The organism is Aquabacterium sp. NJ1 (assembly GCF_000768065.1).
In the GTDB taxonomy this organism is placed as follows: Bacteria; Pseudomonadota; Gammaproteobacteria; order Burkholderiales; family Burkholderiaceae_C; genus Aquabacterium.
In genome coordinates, this window is sequence record NZ_JRKM01000001.1 from 239,471 (window position 1) to 258,916 (window position 19,446).

Sequence of the window (19,446 nt, forward strand, 5' to 3'; positions counted from 1 at the left end):
AGGGAACCATCACATGGCATTGATCAACATTCCCGTTCCCGACATCGGGGACATCGCGGACGCGGCTGTCATCGAAATCCTGGTCAAACCGGGGCAGGCGATCACGGCCGAGCAAAGCCTCATCACGCTGGAGTCGGACAAGGCTTCCATGGAAGTGCCCTCGCCGCAAGCCGGCGTGGTGGGCGAGATCAAGGTGAAGATCGGCGACCGGGTGGGGCAGGGGCAGGTCATCCTGACCCTGGACGTGGCTGGGGCCGATGCCGGCGCATCAGCGGCACCTGCTGCACCTGCACCCGCTGCCGCGCCTGCGTCGTCGGCCAGTAGCGCGCCCTCATCGTCAAGCGGTGCGGCCTCCGCAGCAGCTTCGGCTGCCAACGCTGCTGCACCATTGGCGGCTGCGCCCGTCGCGGCGGCGGTCAACGCGCCCGCTGACACCGATTGCGACGTGCTCGTGCTCGGCGGTGGCCCCGGTGGCTACAGCGCTGCCTTCCGTGCGGCCGATCTGGGCCTCAAGGTGATCCTGGTCGAGCGCTACGCCGAATTGGGCGGCGTGTGCCTGAACGTGGGCTGCATCCCCTCGAAGGCTTTGCTGCATGTGGCCGCTGTCATGGACGAGGTCAAGCACTTCGATGCATTGGGCGTGAGCTTTGCCGCGCCCACGCTGGATCTGGACAAACTGCGCGCGCACAAGAGTGGCGTCACGCGCAAGCTCACCACTGGCCTGGCCGGCATGGCCAAGGCCCGCAAGGTCGAGATCGTGCGCGGTTATGGCTCGCTGGTCGATGCCCACCACCTGCAGGTGGAGCTCACCAGCGGCAGCAGCCAGGACAAGACCGGCGAGCGCCGCAGCATCAGCTTCAAGCGCGCCATCATCGCGGCAGGCTCGCAGGCCGTGCGCCTGCCTTTCCTGCCTGATGACCCACGCGTGGTGGATTCAACCGGCGCCCTGACGCTGCCGGCCATCCCCAAGAAGATGCTGGTGATCGGCGGCGGCATCATCGGCCTGGAGATGGGTACGGTGTACTCGTCATTGGGTGCGCAAAGCGGCACGCGAATCGACGTGGTCGAAATGAGCGACACCCTCATGCCCGGCGCAGACCGCGATCTGGTCAACGTCTGGCAGAAGTTCAATGCCGGGCGCTTTGACCGCATCATGCTGGGCACCAAGACGGTGGCGGCGCAAGCCACGCCGGAGGGCATCCGCGTGAGCTTCGAGTCGGCCAAGCCCGGTGTCGATGCGCCTGCACCCGAGACCTATGACCTGGTGTTGCAAGCCGTCGGCCGCAGCCCCAATGGCCGCAAGATCGGTGCTGACAAGGCCGGACTGACGGTCAACGAGCGCGGCTTCATCCCCGTGGACGCACAGATGCGCAGCAATGTACCCAGCCTGTTTGCCATCGGCGACATCGTCGGGCAACCCATGCTGGCGCACAAGGCCGTGCATGAAGGGCATGTGGCCGCTGAAGTGATCGCCGGTGAGCTGCAAGGCAACCATGAGCTCGCCAGCGCCGCGTTTGACCCGCTGGTGATCCCCAGCGTGGCCTACACCGACCCCGAGATCGCCTGGGTGGGCCTCACCGAAGAGCAAGCCAAGGCGCAAGGCAAGGCCATCAAGAAGGGCCTGTTCCCTTGGGGCGCCTCCGGGCGGGCGTTGGCCAATGGCCGCGCAGAGGGCTTCACCAAGCTGCTGTTCGACGCCGAGACCGGCCGCATTGTGGGCGGTGGCATCGTGGGCACGCATGCGGGTGATCTCATCAGCGAGGTGGCCCTGGCCATCGAGATGGGCGCCGACGAGGTCGACATCGGCAAGACCATCCACCCGCACCCGACCCTGGGCGAAAGCGTGGGCCTGGCGGCCGAGGCCGCACACGGCTCATGCACCGACCTGATGCCGGTGCGCAAGCGCTGATCAAGGCGCGGCCATGGCCCCCAGGGCCGTGCGCCCGGGCTTGCTGGACGCAGGCCTGGGCACGATGCCCACACCTGTCTTGTACTGGTGCTCGACCCGCAGGTTCTCGGCAATGGCGCCTGGCGGCGTGAAGCTCGGCCCGGCGTCGGGCTGATTGAGCACGGGAGAGCCGGGCAGCGGCAGGCCATTTGCATCCAGCTTCGGGTTGCTGCCGGCCAGCATGATGGCGGCCTTTTTCTGTACATCGGCGGGGCTGCCTGGCTTGCTGGGATACCAGATCGGTGGCACATAGTTCGTGCCGACGAACTTCAAGGTGCCGGCCTGGCTCAGGAAGCGCCATTCGTTGTCCGACTGCTGCCAGAACACATTGGCTGCGGCCTCCACCGTGGCACCTTGCGGGGCCAGGCCATCTCGGCCGATCTGGAAGGCGACCACGTAAGGAAAGGCCTGAGGCTCGATGCGGCTGACAACCGTGTTGTGATAAAAAAACAGCACCCCGTTGCGACCACGCTCAACGGCATTGTCAAAGCCCCAGTGCACCATGTTGACAGCCATGCCAGCCGGAGCCTGACTGTCGTTGATGATGATGTTGCCGTAGACCCAGGCGTAAGGGTAGAGCGGGTCCACCCTGAGGATTTTGACGTCTTCTTCGCTTTCGACAAGATCCATGGCATGCCCACGGGCCAGGATCTTGTTGTAGCGGATCACGGTGCCGCTGCTGCGGTCTTTCAACGGGCCGCCGCCATAGGCCTGCCCGATGAAGTTGCCCTCGTACAGTGCGCGGCGCGCCTGAATGTACAGGTTGTGCTCGTAGTAGCTGCCGGGGTTGCCGTTGTAGTAGATCAGGTTGCCGCGGATGATGATGTTGGCGCTGTATTCGTCAGGGGCATCACCCTTGGTGTCGACGAAGATGCCCATGCTGTTGCCGGTGATCTCGCAGTTCTGCACCGTCAGGTTGTGAACGCGCAAGGCATAGATGGCCGCTGAGAAGTTCGCGTAGTTTTGAACCTTGCCTGCCTCGTTGAAAAAGCCTTTGCCGCCCCTCACACCCGTGAGCTTGAGGTTCTGGATGATGATGTGGCGCGGCGTGAAGGTTTCACTGGCGCCCTCAGGTGGCCGATGGATCAGGATGAGGCCGGCCCCTTCGGGGCTGCGGTTGAAATCGGCCATGCGGGCGTCGCGCGCGGTGACAGCCTGCTCGCCAGAGATCACGGGCCGAGCGCAGGTGTTGCTGGTCACGCCGTTGATGATGACGGGGGCGTCGGCGGTGCCTTGTGCACGCAGGCCGAACTTGGTGCGATAGGGCGCAGGGCGATAGTGGATGTTGACGACATCACCGGCTTGCAGGGCCAGCCAGGGCACATCCGTGAGTTCGGTCAAGGCCTGGCCCGGGCCCACGTCATAGGTGGCGTGGCGGCCAATCAGGCGTGGAGAACAGTGGTCTGGCGGCGAGGTCTGTGCGGGCGGGGGCCAACGCTCAGGCAAGGCTGCATGGTCATTCGCCGCTGCTACGCTGGCATGCAGGCCAACAAGGCAGGCAACCAAAACAGGCAGCCAGATGTGAAAAGACTTGAGAGAAGCCATGGCGGGTGCAGATCAGTGTCGGCAATGTAGCAGCTGCCCTGACCAGGCACGCCCGGCATGAGGCACTCAATGAAAATCGCGGCTGGTGGTGGCCAGGCTGCCCAGCAGGGGCGTGAGATCACGCAGGTAATGGGCAATCAGGTGGCGCACCTCGCCCTCACGTTGCCACACGCCGTAGACCGCCAGCAAGCGGGACTGCAGCAGGGCCTGCCTGAAGCGGTCACGCACGTGCGTCCAGACCACCACATTGACCGTGCCGGTTTCGTCCTCCAGCGTCACGAAGATCACGCCCGAGGCCGTGGCCGGTTGCTGCCGCACGGTGACGATGCCACAGGCACGCGCCAGCCGGCCGCCCGGGAAGTCGCGCATCTCCTGCGCGGTAGACAGCCGCTGTGCCGCCAACTGGGGGCGCAACAAAGCCAAGGGGTGGCGCCGAAGGGTCAACCCCAAGGAGGCATAGTCGAACACGATCTCCTCGCCTTCAGGGGCCTGCGGCAGGGTCAGCCAGTCTTCTTCGACCGGGGCCTCGCGCAAGAGCAGGGGGGCGCGGTGCAAGGCCGAAGCCTCCCAGACCTGCTGCCTGCGGTGCCCGGACAGGCTCATCAATGCATCGCCTGCGGCCAGGGCACGCATGTCGCCCTGATCGAGGTCCGCGCGGCGAGCCAGGTCATCCACGTCGGTGAAGAGCATCTGCTCGCGTGCCCGCACGATGCGCTCAGCCGCCTGACGGGACAAGCCCGCCACCAGGCGCAGGCCCAGGCGCACCACTGCTTGATCATCCCTTTTGATGAGCACCCGACGGTCTGCAGGGGCCTTGCGAGTCGTGCCAGTTGAGGTGGCAAGGCGAGCTTCCAGCGTGCAATCCCACTGGCTGTCCATCACATCGGGTGGGCGCACCTCCACGTCATGGCGGCGCGCATCCTGCACGAGCTGGCTGGGTGAATAAAAGCCCAGGGGTTGTGCGTTGAGCAAGCCGGCCAGAAACGCGGCAGGCTCGTGGCACTTGACCCAGGCGCTCGCATAAACCAGCAGGGCAAAGCTGGCCGCGTGCGACTCCGGGAAACCGTACTCACCAAAGCCCTGGATCTGATTGAAGATCTGCTCGGCAAAGGCCTGCTCGTACTTGTTTACCACCATGCCGTTGATGACCTTGTCCTTGAACTTGTGCACGCCACCTTTGCGCCGCCAGGCGGCCATGGAGCGGCGCAACTCATCGGCCTCACCCGGCGAGAAACCGGCGGCCAGCACCACGATCTGCATCACCTGCTCCTGGAAGATGGGGATGCCCAGGGTGCGCTTGAGTGCGGCCTCCAGGCCGTGCGGATAGGTGATGGCAGAAGGGTCACGCCGGTAGATCTCGCGCCGCTCCAGATAGGGGTGGACCATGCCGCCCTGGATCGGCCCCGGGCGCACCAGGGCCACCTCCACCACGAGGTCATAGAACTGCCGAGGCCGCAGGCGCGGCAGCATGCTCATCTGCGCGCGGCTTTCGATCTGGAAGACGCCGATGGTGTCAGCCTGGCAGATCATGTCGTAGGTGGCCTTGTCCTCCTTGGGAATGTCCTGCAGATCGAAGGCGTGACCGCGTTGCTGGCCGATGAAATCCAGGGCCTTGCGCAAGGCCGTGAGCATGCCCAGCGCCAGCACGTCCACCTTGAGCAGGCCCAGCGCATCCAGGTCGTCCTTGTCCCACTGGATGACGCTGCGATCGGGCATGCTGGCGTTCTCGATGGGCACCATGCGGCACAAGGCGCCCTTGGCGATGACGAAGCCACCGGTGTGCTGGCTGAGGTGGCGTGGGAAACCGATGAGCGTGCGTGACAGATCCTGCCATTGGCGCAGGCGAAGCTCGTTCGGGTCCAGCCCCAGCTCCTGCAAGCGCTCCGGCAGGAGGCCTTTGCCATCCCACCACTGGTGGTTGTTGGCGACTTGCTCGATCAAGCTCGCGTCAAAGCCCAAGGCCTTGCCCACATCGCGCAAGGCGCTGCGCGTGCGGTAGCTGATGACGGTGGCCGTCAATGCCGCACGATCCCGGCCATAACGCTGGTAGAGGTACTGGATGACCTCTTCTCGGCGCTCGTGCTCGAAGTCCACATCGATATCGGGCGGTTCGTTGCGCTCTTTGGAGATGAAGCGCTCGAACAAGAGGGTGGACTGATCGGGATCGACCTCGGTCACGCCCAGGCAGTAGCACACGGCGGAATTGGCCGCACTGCCTCGGCCCTGGCAGAGGATGTGCCTGGAGCGAGCGAAGCGCACGATGTCGTACACCGTGAGGAAGTACTTTTCGTAGCCCAGTTCGGCAATGAGGGCCAACTCTTTGTCGATCTGTTGCTGGACGCGGGCGGGTACCCCCTTGGGGTAGCGCCAGTTGCTGCCCTCGTAGGCGAGGCGTCGCAGGTAACTGGATGGCGTTTCGCCAGCCGGCACCACTTCTTCCGGGTACTCGTAGCGCAGTTCATCCAGGCTGAAGTCGCAACACGCGGCCACATCCCATGTGGCGGCCAAGGTGTCCGCGGGATAGCGTTGTGCCAGTTGCACGCGGCTGCGCAAGTGGCGCTCGGCATGGCGCTCCAGTTCCAACCCGCATTCGGGCAAGGGTTTGCCGATGCGGATGGCGGTGAGCACATCCTGCAAGGGCTTGCGGGAACGGGCATGCATGTGCACATCACCCGATGCCACCAGGGGCACGCGACAGGCCTCGCTGACATCGCGCAGCGTGCGCAACCACACGGCATCGTCCAGCTGGTTGTGCAGCTCCAGGGCCAGCCAGCAACGACCGGCAAAGTGCTGCCTGAGCCAGCGTGCCTGTGCTTCGATGACATCAGCAGGTGCATGACGATGGGGGGCCATGAGCACCACGCAGTCCCCCAAGGCTTCTTGCCGTATCTGGGGGCGTTCCAGCCTTGCATGGCCCTTGCCCTCGGCCGCACCACGCAAGCGCGTGATGAACTCGCTCAGCAAGCCGTATCCCCAGCGATGGCAGGCCAGCACGATCAGGCGAAACGGAGCCTCATCTTGCGCATCCTCGAACACCTGGAACTCGCTGCCGATCAGCAGCTTGAACGTGTCTGCGCCAGCTTGCCTGGCCTGCCGGGCCTCGCGCAGTGCCAGGTGGGCCCGCACCACGCCGGCCAGGCTGCATTCATCCGTGATCGCCAGCCCGCCATAACCGAGCGCCAAGGCGCGCTGCACCAACTCCTCCGCATGCGAGGCGCCGCGCAGGAAGGAGAAGTTCGAGACGGCATGCAGCTCGACATAATCCGGCAAGGCAAAGGGCGAAAAGGCCATGGGGGCTGTCGACATGCGGGCCTCCAATCAGGCAAAGAAGCCGTGCAGGTACCAGGGGCTACCAGGCTCGTCTGCGGCCTGCTGACTTCTGAAGACCCACAACAGCCCCGCATGGGCACTGCTGGCCAGGTAGTAGTCGCGTGTGAAGCGGGCATGACCGGTGTTGGCATCCCACCAGCCTGCTTCGATGCGGTGCGGGCCGGCCAGCAGCGTCAAGCGCCCCTGGTAGACCGGGTGCTGGCCCAATTCGTGGTCCAGCGCCAAGGGCAGGGGCTCGGGCAGCACCCAGCCAGGCTGCGGCATGTCGGCAACCCGCTGGGCCTGCTCGGGCTGTCGGCGCTTGTCTGACAAGGCTTGCACGGCAGACAGCCACCGCTGCGCGCACTCCAGCCGGTGGTCGGCCTGGATGCGGGCCTGCAACACGCGCTCGGGCCCCAGGCGCACGCTGAGCTTTTCCAGCAAGGCCAGCAAGGCATCGCGCTGAGCACGCTGCGCGGCCGGCGTGAGCAAGGCATCGGGCCGAGCGCTCAGTTGATCTTCGCGGTGCTCCTGAAACAGTTGCTGGTTGCCCACGGGCAGCGCCTCGATGGCGTCGGCATGCAGGCTGATGTCACCCACGGGCGCATGCAGCTGGATGCGTTGCAGGTGCTCGGCCAGCAGGCGGCTCAGGCGTGGGTAGTCACGCGTGGGGCTGGCCAGGCGCACGGTCCATTCGCCTTCGCGGCTGCTGTCTCGCCGGTGCCAATCGTGCAGCCAGCGCAGGGTGAAGGCCGTGACGCCCGCTTGCCGGCCGGCGAGCCAGGCGCACAGTTGCTGCAACAGCCGGCTGGCGGCGAACAGCAGGGCAGGGGCCGATTCAACCCGGCCAGGCAACTCCAGCCGGGCGTCGAACACAGGCGGCAGCACCAGCCAGTCAAAGGCCTCGGGGCTGCGGCCATAGGCCCGGTCCAGCGTCTGCAGCAAACCTGCACCGAACCGCCGGCTCAAGCCACCTCGGGGCAGGGCACGCACATCGGCCAGGGTGCGGCAACCCAATCTGGCCAGCGTGTGGCTGTGCATGGCGACGCCCGGCAGCACATCCAGCGGCAAGGCATCCAGAGCGGCTGCCAGTCTGGCAAGGCCTTCGGTGTCACCCTTGCTGTCGCCTTCGTTGTCGCCTTCACTGCCGTCACCTTCATCGGCAGCATGCAAAGCCGCATGCACCCGCGGTGACACCACGCGGGCAGGCTCAGATGAGGACGCCGCCGCTTGCCCATGGCGAGCCAGCGCCACAGCCGCCAAGGCCGTGGCGGCATGGGCATGGGCTGATGCGCCATGGGCATGGGCTTCAGCCACGATGCGTTCACGCAATACCGAGGCGCCACCAAACAGGCGCTCGCTGGCTTGCACCTCCAGCACCACGGCATCTTCCAGCAAGGCCACCCGAGGCGTGAACTGCAGAGCCCACCAGCCCAGGTGCAATGCGCTCAGCACGGTGGGTGCAACGCTGACTGGCACCTCAGGATCAGGACAGAACGCGGGGCTCCCGGGCAGCAGTGCGATCCAGTGCAGCATGGTGTGGCCTGCGGTGTGTGTCGAGATCAGGATGGGGCAGGGAGTCGGCGGCGGTAATGGGCAAAGGCGTGGGGAAGGGGGGAGAAAGGAGCGGAACGGAGCGCGAAGAAACTGGCAGCTGGCTTGGCAAAGAGGCCGGCGGCAGCAGCGGCATCAGGCCAGTTGGCCAATGCGGCAGGCTCAAGACCTGATCCAGCATCGGCCCTCGCCGTTTGATGATCTGTACTTGCAAGGGATGCGGGCATGGCCCCAGCCCCAGCAGCACACGCAAGGGCGCTGCGGATGAATCGGCCTGGGCCTTGGCAGGCCGAAACACGAACAGAGACCCTGGGTGCTGCGCCGCGCAGGCATGCAGACGCCGGATCTGCTCCGGGCGCACCTGGGGCAACCAGCTCAGGACAGCGCTGACGCACCCGGCCTTCAGTGCCTGCTCGGTGGCCCACAGCCGCTCGGCGGGTGTCTGGGCATCCACGCGGATCAGGCGTTCTTCATGCAGCCCTTCGCGAAACAAACCGGGCAGGTGGGGTGAATGCGGCGGCGCAATCAACAAGATGCTGCCACCTTGCCGCACGACCTGCGCCAGCGCCGGGCTCAGCAAGCGCCACTCGGCCTGGGCCGATTGGGCCAGCAACACCTCGGTCATGGCCTGACACGGCCAGCCCCCGCCCGGCAATTCGGCATCCAGCGTCGGGTGCCCACTGGGGATGACCGTGCTGGCCACCCGCCCCATGGCATCCCCACGCCACACAGCCTGCGCCACGTGCTCAGGCAAGGCAGACGCGCCGCAGGACGGATCGTGAGCGTGTGAGAGGCGGGCGGAAGGCAGGTTCATATCAAGCGACGCAATACTGTATACGCATACAGTATGTTAGCGAGAATGAACGCTGCCGTCCAGTGCGATCACTCAGCTCGTACTGCCCCAGGTTCGCACGGTTTTTTCGTCCACCCCGCACCAGCGCGCCACGGCCCGTGCACTCTGGCCAGCCTGCAAGGCCTGTCGGACCCAGGCATCCAGCGCCCGGGTCAGGCGCTTGCCCGGCAAGGCCCAATCCGGCTGGCAAGAATGGGTCTGGCTGCAGGCGGGGCAACGCCAGCGCACGATGTCTCCGCGACGAACCTGCGGCCGGCCGTCTTGCGGCACATCACGCCACCAACTGGGCCGCACGGCGTGGCGCAGCAAGGGGCCGACATGATGGCAACTGGGGCAGACCCCGGACATGTGGGATGCGCGCCTCATGCTGCCCGCTCCTTGTCTGGGTCCATCTCGGCGTCAGCAGACCAGCCGGCCTTGACCGCCAGGCGGTTGAGCGCCTGCATCATGGCCAGCACGGACGCACTCACGATATGCGGGTGCCGCCCTGCGCCATACACGCTGCCCGCCACACCCGGTGCGCCCACCTCCACCCAGGCCAGCGCGGTGGCGTCGGAGCCCTCTCGGGTGGCGTGCTCTTCAAAGCCATGCCACTGTGCGCCCTCGGGCAAGCCCAAGTCCTGCACGGCTTGCCATGCTGCATCCAAGGGCCCGTTGCCATGTCCTTGCAGACGGCGCGTGCCATGCGGGGTCTGCACGAGCAACTCCACGCGGCATTGGCCCAAGTCGTCGCTCACATGGTGGTGCAACAGGGCCCAGGGGCCAGGGGCCGCCAGGTACTCGGACTGGAACAGGGCCCACAAGGCACCAGCCGTCAGCTCACGCCCGGTGTCATCGGCCACCGCCTGCACGCTGGCGCTGAACTCCACCTGCGCCCGGCGCGGGATCACCAGGCCATACGCCGACTCAAGCAGGTAGGTGATGCCCCCCTTGCCGGACTGGCTGTTCACCCGGATCACGGCCTCGTAACTGGCCCCGACATCGCGCGGGTCGATGGGGAGGTAGGGCACCGTCCAGGGCGCATCGGGCTGCTGCGCGGCCAGCCCCTTGCGAATGGCGTCCTGATGCGAGCCCGAAAACGCGGTGAAGACCAGATCGCCCGCATACGGATGGCGCGGGTGCACCGGCAAGGCGATGCAGTGCTCCACCGCACGCGCAATCGCCGGCAGGTTGGAGAAGTCCAAGCCGGGGCTGACACCCTGGCTGTAGAGGTTCAAGGCCAGGGTCACCAGGTCCACATTGCCGGTGCGCTCGCCATTGCCGAACAAGCAGCCCTCGACACGCTGGGCACCCGCCATCACGGCCAGCTCGGCGGCGGCCACCGCGGTGCCCCTGTCATTGTGCGGGTGCACGCTGAGGATGACAGCCTCACGCTTTATGAGCCGTCGGTGCATCCACTCGATCTGGTCCGCGTACACATTGGGCGTGCTGGCCTCCACGGTCGCGGGCAGGTTGATGATCATGGGCTGGTCCACCGTGGGCTGCCAGGCCTCGATCACCGCATTGCACACGTCCAGCGCGAAGTCCGGCTCGGTCGTGCTGAAGGTCTCGGGGCTGTACTGAAAAGTCCAACGCGTGCCTGTCTGGGCCTGGGCCAGCTGGCGGATCAACTTCGTGCTGCGCACCGCCAGTTGCTTGACCTCGTCACGACTCATGCCGAACACGGTGCGACGCCAGGCTGGTGCGGTGGCGTTGTACAGGTGCACGATGGCCTTGGGTGCGCCGCGCAAGGCCTCGAAGGTCTCGCGGATGAGGTCCTCGCGCGCTTGCGTGATCACCTCGATGGTGACGTCATCCGGAATGTGCCCGCCTTCGATCAAGGTCCGCACGAAATCGAAGTCCGTGCGCGAAGCCGCCGGGAAGGCCACTTCGATTTCCTTGAAACCGATCTCCACCAGCAGCTGGAACATGCGCAACTTGGTGGCGCCGTTCATGGGTTCGAACAAGGCCTGGTTGCCATCGCGCAGATCCGTGCTCATCCAGATGGGCGCGCGGGTGATCTGCTGATTGGGCCAGGTGCGGTCTGGCAAGGCCGATACGAGTGATGCGGGGGCGGCTGCGTACTTCGTAGCGGGGGTGGTGAGCATGCTCATGACAGTGACTTTCCTCAAGATTGAAAGAAAGCCGACTGGCGTGGGGCCCAAATCCGGTTGACCTACTGCTTGTCAACGACCCCGTAATGCAAAACGCCAGCGGCTGGGCTGGCGTTGTCGGGGTAGGGAAGGAGTATGAACTCGATCAGATGCGCGAAACCCGAACACACCAGCTGTTGTCAGCTAGCGCTAGCCAAATTCGGCGGGTTCGGGAGACGAAGATGCAGTTCATGTCTGCCAGTGTCCACGTAAAAGACGACCCTGGTCAAGAACTTCACCACTTTTTCCGCACACAGGTCTTTTTGGCACCCAGAATGCCGGGAGCAGCGGCTTTTGGCAAAATACGGGCCCCTGAGGAAATTGAATGTCCACCCCTGATTCCGCCAGCAAGCCCCCTGTCGATGCCTTGACGCCTGTGACCACCGCCCTGGTCGAGTTCCTGGCCGAGGCACGTGTGCCCACCGAGCACGGCAGCTTCACCATGAAGCTGTTTCGTGAAAAAGCCACGGGCCTGGAGCACGTGGCCATGGTCATGGGCGACGTCGCCGGCAGCGCCCTGGTGCGCGTGCACTCCGAATGCATGACGGGTGACGTTTTCGGCTCCCTGCGCTGCGACTGCGGCCCTCAACTGCATTTCGCCATGAGCGAAATCGGCAAGAAGGGCAGCGGCGTGGTCGTTTACCTGCGCCAGGAAGGCCGTGGCATTGGCCTGGCCAACAAGCTGCGCGCCTACCAGTTGCAGGACCAGGGCATGGACACCGTGGAAGCCAACCAGCATCTGGGCTTTGCGCCCGACCTGCGTACCTTCGACGCGGCGGCCGAGATCCTGTCTTACCTGGGTATCAACTCGGTCCGGCTGATGACCAACAACCCGCGCAAGGTCGACACCCTGACCCAGCACGGCGTCAAGATCGAAGAACGTGTGCCAGTGCGCAGTGACGTCCAGGCCGAAAACGAACGCTATCTGGGCACCAAGGCCCGCAAGCTCGGCCACCACATCGACTGGCTGGGCTGATCAGGCTCGCGCATGAACATGGCTTTGGACCTGACACCTCAGGACGACCCGGAACAGGACACCCCCGAACGGCACGCGGTGGCCAAGCGCAGCACGCTGGTCAGTGTGGCGGTCAACCTTGTGCTGACCACCGTGCAGGTGCTGGTGGGTGTGTTCGCGCATTCGCAAGCCTTGATTGCCGACGGCATCCATTCGCTGTCTGATCTGATCGCCGACTTTGTCGTGCTGCTGGCCAACCAGCACAGCCGCAAGGAGGCCGACGAAGACCACCATTACGGCCACCACCGTTATGAAACCGCCGCCTCGCTCGTGCTGGGGGTGCTGTTGCTGAGTGTGGGCATCGGCATGCTGTGGAGCGCCGTGCACAAGCTGGGTGACCCTGAGCTGATTCCCAAGGTCAAGCCCGTGGCCCTGTATGTGGCCCTGGTGGCGCTGGTCTCCAAGGAGCTGCTGTTCCGCTACATGCTGGCCGCCGCCGAGCGTGTGCGCTCCAGCATGCTGGTGGCCAACGCCTGGCATGCCCGTTCCGACGCAGCCTCATCCCTGGTTGTGGCGCTGGGCATCATCGGCAACCTCGCGGGCTACCCTTTGCTGGACCCTGTTGCCGCCCTGATCGTCGGCTTCATGGTGACCAAGATGGGCTGGGAATTCGGCTGGGATGCGCTCAATGATCTGATGGACCGATCCGTTTCAGAAGATCAGATCGAACAGATCCGCGAGATCCTCACCGACACACCCGGCGTGCAAGGCGTGCACGATCTGCGCACCCGCAAGATGGGCGACATGATCATGGTCGACGCCCACATCGAAGTCGATGGCGACTTGTCGGTCAGGGAAGGGCACGACATCGCGGCCACGGCGCGCGAACGCGTGATGCGCAAGCTGCCCGTGCTGGACGTGATGACCCACCTGGACCCTGTATCAGGGCGTTGAAACCGGCTTGGTCAACTCCTGCACGCACACACGGTTGCGGCCTTCGTGCTTGGCCTGATACAGCGCCAGATCAGCCGCCGCAATGAGCTGAGAGGCCTTCAGCAGGAAGTCCGCCTTGCATGACGACACCCCGATGCTGACCGTCACGAAATGCGATGAGGTCGAGCTTTCGTGCCGCATCTGCAAGGCCTCGACTGCTTCGCGCACCCGCTCGGCCACCCCCACGGCATAGGCCGATGCAGTCTGGGGCAGCACGACAATGAACTCCTCGCCACCATAACGAGCAATCAGGTCCTCCGGGCGGCGTACGGCGCCTTGGAGCACTTTGGCGATCTGGGTCAGGCACTCGTCCCCCGCGGGGTGGCCATAACGGTCGTTGTACTTCTTGAAGTGGTCGACATCGACCATCATGATGCTGACGTCATCACCATCAAACTGGCTGCGCTCCCAGACGCGCTCGACGTATTCCTGAAAATGCCGGCGGTTGTACAAGCCGGTCAAGCCATCCACGCGGGACAATTCCTGCAGGCGCTCATGCGCGCGCGTCAACTCGCGCACCACGCCACGCTCGCGCATGGTCAGCAAGTAACGCTTGCGCTCATCGCGCTCCATCACGTAATTGGCCGTCAAGGAAAACGCCACGGCCGACAACACCAGCGAGAGAATGGGCCACAACAAGCGGTGAGGAAAACTGCCCAGCAGCAATATACCCGCCAGGTGGATACCCAGCAGGGCCGTTGAAAACACCACCGCATACCAGAAGCGCAAGCGCTGCACGATATTGCCGTACAGCACGATGATGGTGAAACCAACGTGATAGTAGGGTGAGAACGGGCTTTTGGTTTCCGACAGGATGAAGGCCAGGCTCGCCGCGGCAATCAAACCACTGCTCACCACGATGACCTCAAGCGAAGCGGGTGGCAAACTGTGGATGAATATGCCTTTTTTCCGCCAGATCAGGTAGATGAAGGCAATCGACAGCGGCGTGAAAAACAGAATCCGCAACTGCACGGCCAACCAGAATACGTCTCTGGTCATCAGGTAATCCACAACCAGGAAGCCGTTGTAGATCAACAGGGAAATCAGGCTGCTGATCAGGAAATGGCGCCGGCGCGGCTCAGCCAGGTCCAGCAGAAACTGCTGCTCCAGCGCCCCCGGGAACTTCATCCAGGGGAAGCCTTTTTCGAGCAGGCGGTTGATCCGCGCCATCATGGGGTCGTCCAGCCCCAGGGTCAGGCGTTCGGTGGCCACAGGCTGACTCAAGCTCGGGGACGGTGTCATCTCGGGCTGGCTTCAGTCGTGGGTGCCAAAGGCGAAGACGCGGTTGCGACCGCGAGATTTCGCCTGGTAGAGCGCCTCATCAGCGGCGGAGATCAACTGCGCAGGGCTGGCGTGCGGCGAATTCGGGCGCAAACACGCCACGCCGATGCTCACCGTCACCACGGGTTGCGTGGGGGAGGCGGCATGCGCCCGATTGAGACTTTCAACCCCTTTGCGCACGCGCTCGGCCGCGCTGGCGGCGGTGCTCAAGGGCGTGCCGGCCAGCACGGCGATGAACTCCTCACCCCCAAAACGGGCTATGAGATCACCGGGGCGGCGCAAGCGGCGCTTGAGCATCGTGGCCACATCTTTCAAGCAGGCGTCGCCCTCGGGGTGGCCGTAGCGGTCGTTGTAGGACTTGAAGTGGTCCACATCGATCATCATCAGCGAGATCTCACTGCCATCGCGGCAGGCGCGATCCCAGACATGCTGCAAGTATTCGTCGAAGTGACGGCGGTTGGCCACTTCGGTCAGGATGTCGCAGCGTGAAACCTCGTCCAGGTGCTTGTTGGCCCGCTCCAGCTCACGCAAGAGCACGCGCTCGCGCAGGTGAAGCAGCCAGTTCTGGCGCTCGTCACGCTCCAGCATGTAGCAGCCATAGAGCGTGAACACGATGGCCGACGTCAGCGTCAGGCCGGCCGGGATCATGATCGCCATGGACGACTGCTCGGACAGGCTGTAGACACCGTAGCCGAACATGCCCAGGATGGCCGTGTCCATCACCAGCGCAGGGAAAAAGCGCATCTGCGCCACCGAGTTGCTGAACATCACGATGGGCACCAGGCTGATCAGGTAGGGCCCGGCCATGGCATCCGTGCTGGACAGGCAGATATACAGGTTGACGGCAGAAGCCGCCAGGCCAGTCCCGGTGGCCAACCACTCCCTGGCCAGCGGCGGCGGCAGCTTCGCGATCAGGAAAAAACCAATGATCGTGCAGGGCGTGAACACAAACAGGCGCAACTTGAGCGCCTGCTCGAACATGTCGGGCACCATCAACCAGTCGGACAGCAGCAACCAGTTGAAGAGCACGGTGACCAGCATGCCGCTGACCAGCAGCAACTTGAGCCGCTGCTCGGCATGATCCAGGGAAAAGCGCGCCTCAAGCACTGCCGGGAAGCGCAGCCATGGAAAGCCTTGCTCCAGCAGACGATCGATCTGACGTGACTCTTCAGCCTGAACCGGCGCCTGGTCCAGTTCCGTCGGCTCGGTCAGGTCAAAACCTGGTCGCCTCAGATCCTGGAGGGGATTCGGGATGGAGGGCACTTCGATCAATCCAACCGTGAGGTGCTTGAGACCGTTCAGCATGACTACCGGTGTCTTTCGGTTGACTGGCGAAGTACTTGAAGCGCGGGCCTTGCCCTGAATGCAAGGCCCGTTCTTTGTTGTGATAAATCGTAAATGATCCACCACGAGGAGGGGCGCGCTTCTTCATGTGGGTTTCCCTAGGGAAACGCCGCTTTTACACCGTGCAACGCCCTCCAGCGCCGCCCATTTCGGTATATGGACATGCCCTTGCGCACGTTTTGGGCAAGGATACGAACCCAGTATCACCCAGACCAACGCAATACCTACCCGCCTGCTTGAGGGGGACTGTGCCAGAACGGGCCCATCTTTTTCAGGGGGAAGGGCAGGGCTAACGCTCAAGGTGGCACACCGCATGCCGCAAAAACTAATACGAACGGGTTATGGCAAACCATCTCATGCATTTAAGTTATTTATTACTGGTGCAGCGGATATTCAGCATTTTCTGCCCCATCCGGATTCACTTGCCAACCCAATTCAACATTGGCATGTCGACTGAAATTCTGAAACCCGATGGCGACACCTTGAAGTGAGGGGGGCGCCCCGGCGATGGGTGCCAGGCAGCGGCTAAGATGCCCCGGTGATCGAACTCTTTCATTGCATCAGCGCACGGTCGTTTCGCCCCCTCTGGCTTCTGGAAGAGTTGGGCATGCCCTATGCCTTGCGCATGCTTCCATTCCCGCCGCGTGTGCATCAACGCGAGTTCCTGGCGCTCAACCCCTTGGGCACGGTACCGTTGATGCTTGATGGCGCCACGCGCATGACCGAATCGGCCGCCATGTGCCAGTACCTGGCCGCCCGCTACAGCCCAGGCCAACTGGACGTTGCCGTACACGAGCCGGCTTATGGCGATTACCTGAACCTGCTCCACTTTGGCGAAGCCACGCTGACCTTCCCGCAAACGCTGGTGCTGCGCTACACGCACTTCGAGCCCGAGGGCAAGAAACAGCCGCAGGTGGCGCAGGACTACGCCAGATGGTTCCTCGCCAGGCTGCGTACCCTGGAGCCGCGCCTGGCCGAGTCGGCCTTCCTGTGCGCTGGGCGCTTCACCGCGGCAGATGTGTCCGTCGGGTATGCCTTGTTGCTGGCGCAGCACCTGGGGTTGTCAGAACAGTTCACACCCAAGGTGGCCGCGTATTGGGCCAGCCTGCAGCAGCGGCCTGGTTACCAACGTGCACAAGACGCTCAATGGCAGGCCGCCCGGGATCAAGGCCTGCCAGCCCTTGCCGCACCGGATGTGCGCCCCTGAAAACGACTGAACAGGAAACCTGCAGTGCGACTTCAAGAACAAGCCCCCTTGAAACTACTGGGGCTGCTGTTTGTCCTGGTCATTTCGTATTTCCAGTTCAAGAACTGGGTGCTGATCCACGAAGAAAACATGCAGGCCGTCATCGGGGCGGCTTATGGCGTCTTTGATGGCACGCCGCACTGGCGCGCTTTCCAGAACCGCGTCTTTTCACCCGGGCTGGTCTATGCCCTGGGCTACGTCTCCGACAAGCCATTCATCCTGTTCATGGCGGCGGGCATTTTTGCGCTCAACGCAGTGCTCTATGGCCTTGTTCTTCACTTGACCGGCAACATCGCGCGCGCCCTTCTGGCAGTACAAGGAGCCGTGCTGATGTGGATCTTCCAGCATCACTACTGGTTCTACTCATGGGATTTGACGGAAGCACTTTGCCTGCTGCTGTTCACCTACGCAGCCCTGACCGAGAAGATGAACCGCGGCGCGCTGGCCGTGCTGATTCTGGTGTCGATGCTGAACAAGGAAACCGCCGTGCTGATCGGCGTGTACTTCATGGTGCGTGGTGCGGCAGAGCAGTGGGCAGGGCGCCCCATCAACCACAAGATGATCGGGCAGGGCGCGGCACTGGCCGTGGCATCTGTGATCGTGACGGAAGCCCTGCGCCACTACCTGTTCAAGTTTTCATCGTTGGACGGGGTGGGGCGCGACGTCGAGCACGCGGCTTTCGGCAACCACTTCAACTACGCCAAGAACTGGGAAACGCTGATGCACTTCGTGCAGCGCCCATCGGCGTTCTTCCTGATCATCGTGTTCTATGTCACCGCGTTGATCAGCCTGCTTGCACAGGCCATCAAGGCCCGTAATGCCAGCCTCATCGGCCTGAGCGCTGCGCTGACCGGGTACGCGTTGGCGCTGTGGGTGTTTGGTGTGATCGACGAATACCGGATCTACCAGCCCTTGATGTGGTGCGTGGCCTTGCTACTGGTGAGCGTCAACCGTAGTACAACGGCTCGCTCGTGATCTGGCCAACGTCATTGCCTGTGGTTTCAAAAACCCACCCTGTGCTGTTGTGATCCTTGAAGTTGGGCAGCTTGGGGAACGCTTTCAACGCCATGGGCATCCAGCGAGAGTTGCCCAGCCCCTCAGCCAGACCTTCAACACCATTTTTCCACTCGTCGAGACTTCCGCCGAAATAGTAAATGGGCCGATTCACGTCAAAACCGGCAAACGCCATGGCGCGATCAAAGCTCACCCGATCAACCATCTGGCCACTGGCGTACTCGGAGCAGTGAATACCACGCAGCGAGTTCCTGCCGGTCAACTGGATGGCCCCCAGGCAAGAGAGCAATTTGGAAAACACAAGCACGGGGCCTTCTGCGTACTCCCATTCGCGGATGATGGGTGCGCCTTTGGGCGTTGACAAAACCGCAGGATTCCCACTTTCCGCACATCGGCTGGCAGCCCTGAGGTCCTGAATATTGGATGCCCGCGTCAGGCCAGCCAGCGCATCCTCAACGTGATCAATCGCAGCCATATCAGTCTCCGGTTCTTCCTGCGCATCCAGTCTCAACTCATTTCATCACGTGGATGGACCACGGAGCGTTGACGTGGAGCAAGGACGCCTTGTCAAGTCGGTACGCTGGCCGCCCTTAATCTTCCCAATCCTGCAGGTTGTCCTCTGCGTACTTCAGCGAAGGCGAGAAATCGTTGTAGTTACCCCAAGTCTTGCTGCCGGCGACGATGGCTTTGAGCCAGGGGTACAACTCAAGGTCCAGGCTGGACGCATAGCCTCTGCCCACTTCAGCAAGGTGCGTGATGATGGCCAGATCCTGCAATTGAACAGGCAGGTCTTTCAGCATGACCTTGTCGCCCGTGGCCCAGTCTAAAAACAACTGTGCCAAGGCCTTGCCTTTGTCGTCCTTCGAGTTGGCCCAGGTTGCGATTTGCAGATAGGAACTGGGCTTGCCTTTGCGGCGGATCACGGGGTCGTAGTTCTGCCAGCCTTTGCCGAGCTTGAACCCGATGGCGTTGAGGTTCTTGTTCACGTGCCCGATCAGCTCGTCACGTTTGGCCGTGTTGTCTTGAATCCAAACATAGCCATTCCAGAATCGGCCCCAGGTGATGAGCGCCTCAGCTTCTTGCTTTGACATGGTGGCGTCCCTTTTTCATAGATGAGATGGGCGCATCCTCTTATTAAAAGTCTTGTTGAACAATTGACCATCGCCACTCTGCATCGAGCGAGAAGAGAGTCGCTACGTTTGAGGGCCCAGGTGCGGGTCATTTTTGCCTCTCTTTTAGTTTACATAATATACATCGTAGCAACTTTGACAT

Annotated in this window: 15 protein-coding genes; 5 read left to right on the forward strand and 10 right to left on the reverse strand. The window is 63.3% G+C overall.

Annotated features, from left to right (window positions below):
- The first annotated feature begins 13 nt into the window (after positions 1–13).
- Positions 14–1,909: a dihydrolipoyl dehydrogenase gene (gene lpdA, locus JY96_RS01035; RefSeq protein WP_035034194.1), complete on the forward strand. Its 1,896-nt coding sequence runs from the start codon at positions 14–16 to the stop codon at positions 1,907–1,909.
- On the opposite strand, the gene JY96_RS01040 is transcribed toward lpdA, so the two are convergent.
- From JY96_RS01040 to leuA, 6 genes are all read right to left on the reverse strand, one after another.
- Positions 1,910–3,394 (reverse strand): right-handed parallel beta-helix repeat-containing protein, encoded by a 1,485-nt coding sequence (locus JY96_RS01040; protein ID WP_161784226.1) that lies wholly within the window; start codon positions 3,392–3,394, stop codon positions 1,910–1,912.
- Between the two features lie 165 nt (positions 3,395–3,559).
- Positions 3,560–6,799 (reverse strand): error-prone DNA polymerase, encoded by a 3,240-nt coding sequence (locus JY96_RS01045; RefSeq protein ID WP_081961537.1) that lies wholly within the window; start codon positions 6,797–6,799, stop codon positions 3,560–3,562.
- 12 nt (positions 6,800–6,811) lie between these two features.
- Entirely contained in the window at positions 6,812–8,338 is a 1,527-nt protein-coding gene (locus JY96_RS01050; protein ID WP_052162010.1) for a DNA polymerase Y family protein, read from the reverse strand.
- The gene (gene imuA / locus JY96_RS01055; protein WP_052162011.1) at positions 8,289–9,170 is read right to left on the reverse strand and encodes a translesion DNA synthesis-associated protein ImuA; all 882 of its coding nucleotides are present in this window, start codon (positions 9,168–9,170) and stop codon (positions 8,289–8,291) included. Before imuA ends, JY96_RS01050 begins: the two co-directional genes overlap by 50 nt.
- 72 nt (positions 9,171–9,242) lie before the next feature.
- On the reverse strand, positions 9,243–9,575 hold the full coding sequence (locus JY96_RS01060) for a helix-turn-helix domain-containing protein (RefSeq protein WP_081960942.1): 333 nt from the start codon (positions 9,573–9,575) through the stop codon (positions 9,243–9,245).
- A complete protein-coding gene (gene leuA / locus JY96_RS01065) occupies positions 9,572–11,296 on the reverse strand; it encodes a 2-isopropylmalate synthase (protein WP_035040668.1) in 1,725 nt (574 codons plus the stop codon). Before leuA ends, JY96_RS01060 begins: the two co-directional genes overlap by 4 nt.
- 370 nt (positions 11,297–11,666) lie before the next feature.
- Between leuA and ribA the strand changes: the two genes are divergently transcribed.
- Positions 11,667–12,317 (forward strand): GTP cyclohydrolase II, encoded by a 651-nt coding sequence (ribA, locus tag JY96_RS01070; RefSeq protein WP_081960943.1) that lies wholly within the window; start codon positions 11,667–11,669, stop codon positions 12,315–12,317.
- A gap of 18 nt (positions 12,318–12,335) precedes the next feature.
- Positions 12,336–13,250 carry a cation diffusion facilitator family transporter gene (locus tag JY96_RS01075; protein ID WP_035040673.1) on the forward strand — a complete coding sequence of 305 codons (915 nt, stop codon included), beginning with the start codon at positions 12,336–12,338 and terminating at the stop codon, positions 13,248–13,250.
- Here the strand turns inward: JY96_RS01075 and JY96_RS01080 are convergent.
- Together JY96_RS01080 and JY96_RS21850 are read right to left on the reverse strand one after the other, a co-directional pair.
- Positions 13,239–14,501 (reverse strand): GGDEF domain-containing protein, encoded by a 1,263-nt coding sequence (locus tag JY96_RS01080; RefSeq protein WP_035034201.1) that lies wholly within the window; start codon positions 14,499–14,501, stop codon positions 13,239–13,241. The genes JY96_RS01075 and JY96_RS01080 overlap by 12 nt on opposite strands.
- Positions 14,502–14,543: 42 nt before the next feature.
- Entirely contained in the window at positions 14,544–15,875 is a 1,332-nt protein-coding gene (locus JY96_RS21850; RefSeq protein ID WP_052162013.1) for a diguanylate cyclase, read from the reverse strand.
- 577 nt (positions 15,876–16,452) lie between these two features.
- Here JY96_RS21850 and JY96_RS01090 point away from each other — a divergent pair.
- Positions 16,453–17,121 carry a glutathione S-transferase family protein gene (locus tag JY96_RS01090; RefSeq protein WP_035034203.1) on the forward strand — a complete coding sequence of 223 codons (669 nt, stop codon included), beginning with the start codon at positions 16,453–16,455 and terminating at the stop codon, positions 17,119–17,121.
- A gap of 48 nt (positions 17,122–17,169) precedes the next feature.
- Entirely contained in the window at positions 17,170–18,135 is a 966-nt protein-coding gene (locus JY96_RS01095) for a hypothetical protein (RefSeq protein WP_035034205.1), read from the forward strand.
- Here the strand turns inward: JY96_RS01095 and JY96_RS01100 are convergent.
- Together JY96_RS01100 and JY96_RS01105 are read right to left on the reverse strand one after the other, a co-directional pair.
- Positions 18,107–18,649 carry a hypothetical protein gene (locus JY96_RS01100; RefSeq protein WP_152606325.1) on the reverse strand — a complete coding sequence of 181 codons (543 nt, stop codon included), beginning with the start codon at positions 18,647–18,649 and terminating at the stop codon, positions 18,107–18,109. The two genes, JY96_RS01095 and JY96_RS01100, sit on opposite strands and share 29 nt — an antisense overlap.
- Positions 18,650–18,764: 115 nt before the next feature.
- A complete protein-coding gene (locus tag JY96_RS01105) occupies positions 18,765–19,265 on the reverse strand; it encodes a hypothetical protein (RefSeq protein ID WP_035034223.1) in 501 nt (166 codons plus the stop codon).
- Between the last annotated feature and the right edge of the window lie 181 nt (positions 19,266–19,446).

Bases quoted from the DNA above. Each gene is read 5' to 3' on its own strand.
- JY96_RS01100 (WP_152606325.1), bottom strand. From the start codon at position 18,649: ATGGCTGCGATTGATCACGTTGAGGATGCGCTGGCTGGCCTGACGCGG.
- JY96_RS21850 (WP_052162013.1), bottom strand. From the start codon at position 15,875: ATGCTGAACGGTCTCAAGCACCTCACGGTTGGATTGATCGAAGTGCCC.
- JY96_RS01050 (WP_052162010.1), bottom strand. From the start codon at position 8,338: ATGCTGCACTGGATCGCACTGCTGCCCGGGAGCCCCGCGTTCTGTCCT.
- lpdA (WP_035034194.1), top strand. From the start codon at position 14: ATGGCATTGATCAACATTCCCGTTCCCGACATCGGGGACATCGCGGAC.
- leuA (WP_035040668.1), bottom strand. From the start codon at position 11,296: ATGCTCACCACCCCCGCTACGAAGTACGCAGCCGCCCCCGCATCACTC.
- imuA (WP_052162011.1), bottom strand. From the start codon at position 9,170: ATGAACCTGCCTTCCGCCCGCCTCTCACACGCTCACGATCCGTCCTGC.
- JY96_RS01060 (WP_081960942.1), bottom strand. From the start codon at position 9,575: ATGAGGCGCGCATCCCACATGTCCGGGGTCTGCCCCAGTTGCCATCAT.
- JY96_RS01075 (WP_035040673.1), top strand. From the start codon at position 12,336: ATGGCTTTGGACCTGACACCTCAGGACGACCCGGAACAGGACACCCCC.
- ribA (WP_081960943.1), top strand. From the start codon at position 11,667: ATGTCCACCCCTGATTCCGCCAGCAAGCCCCCTGTCGATGCCTTGACG.
- JY96_RS01045 (WP_081961537.1), bottom strand. From the start codon at position 6,799: ATGTCGACAGCCCCCATGGCCTTTTCGCCCTTTGCCTTGCCGGATTAT.
- JY96_RS01105 (WP_035034223.1), bottom strand. From the start codon at position 19,265: ATGTCAAAGCAAGAAGCTGAGGCGCTCATCACCTGGGGCCGATTCTGG.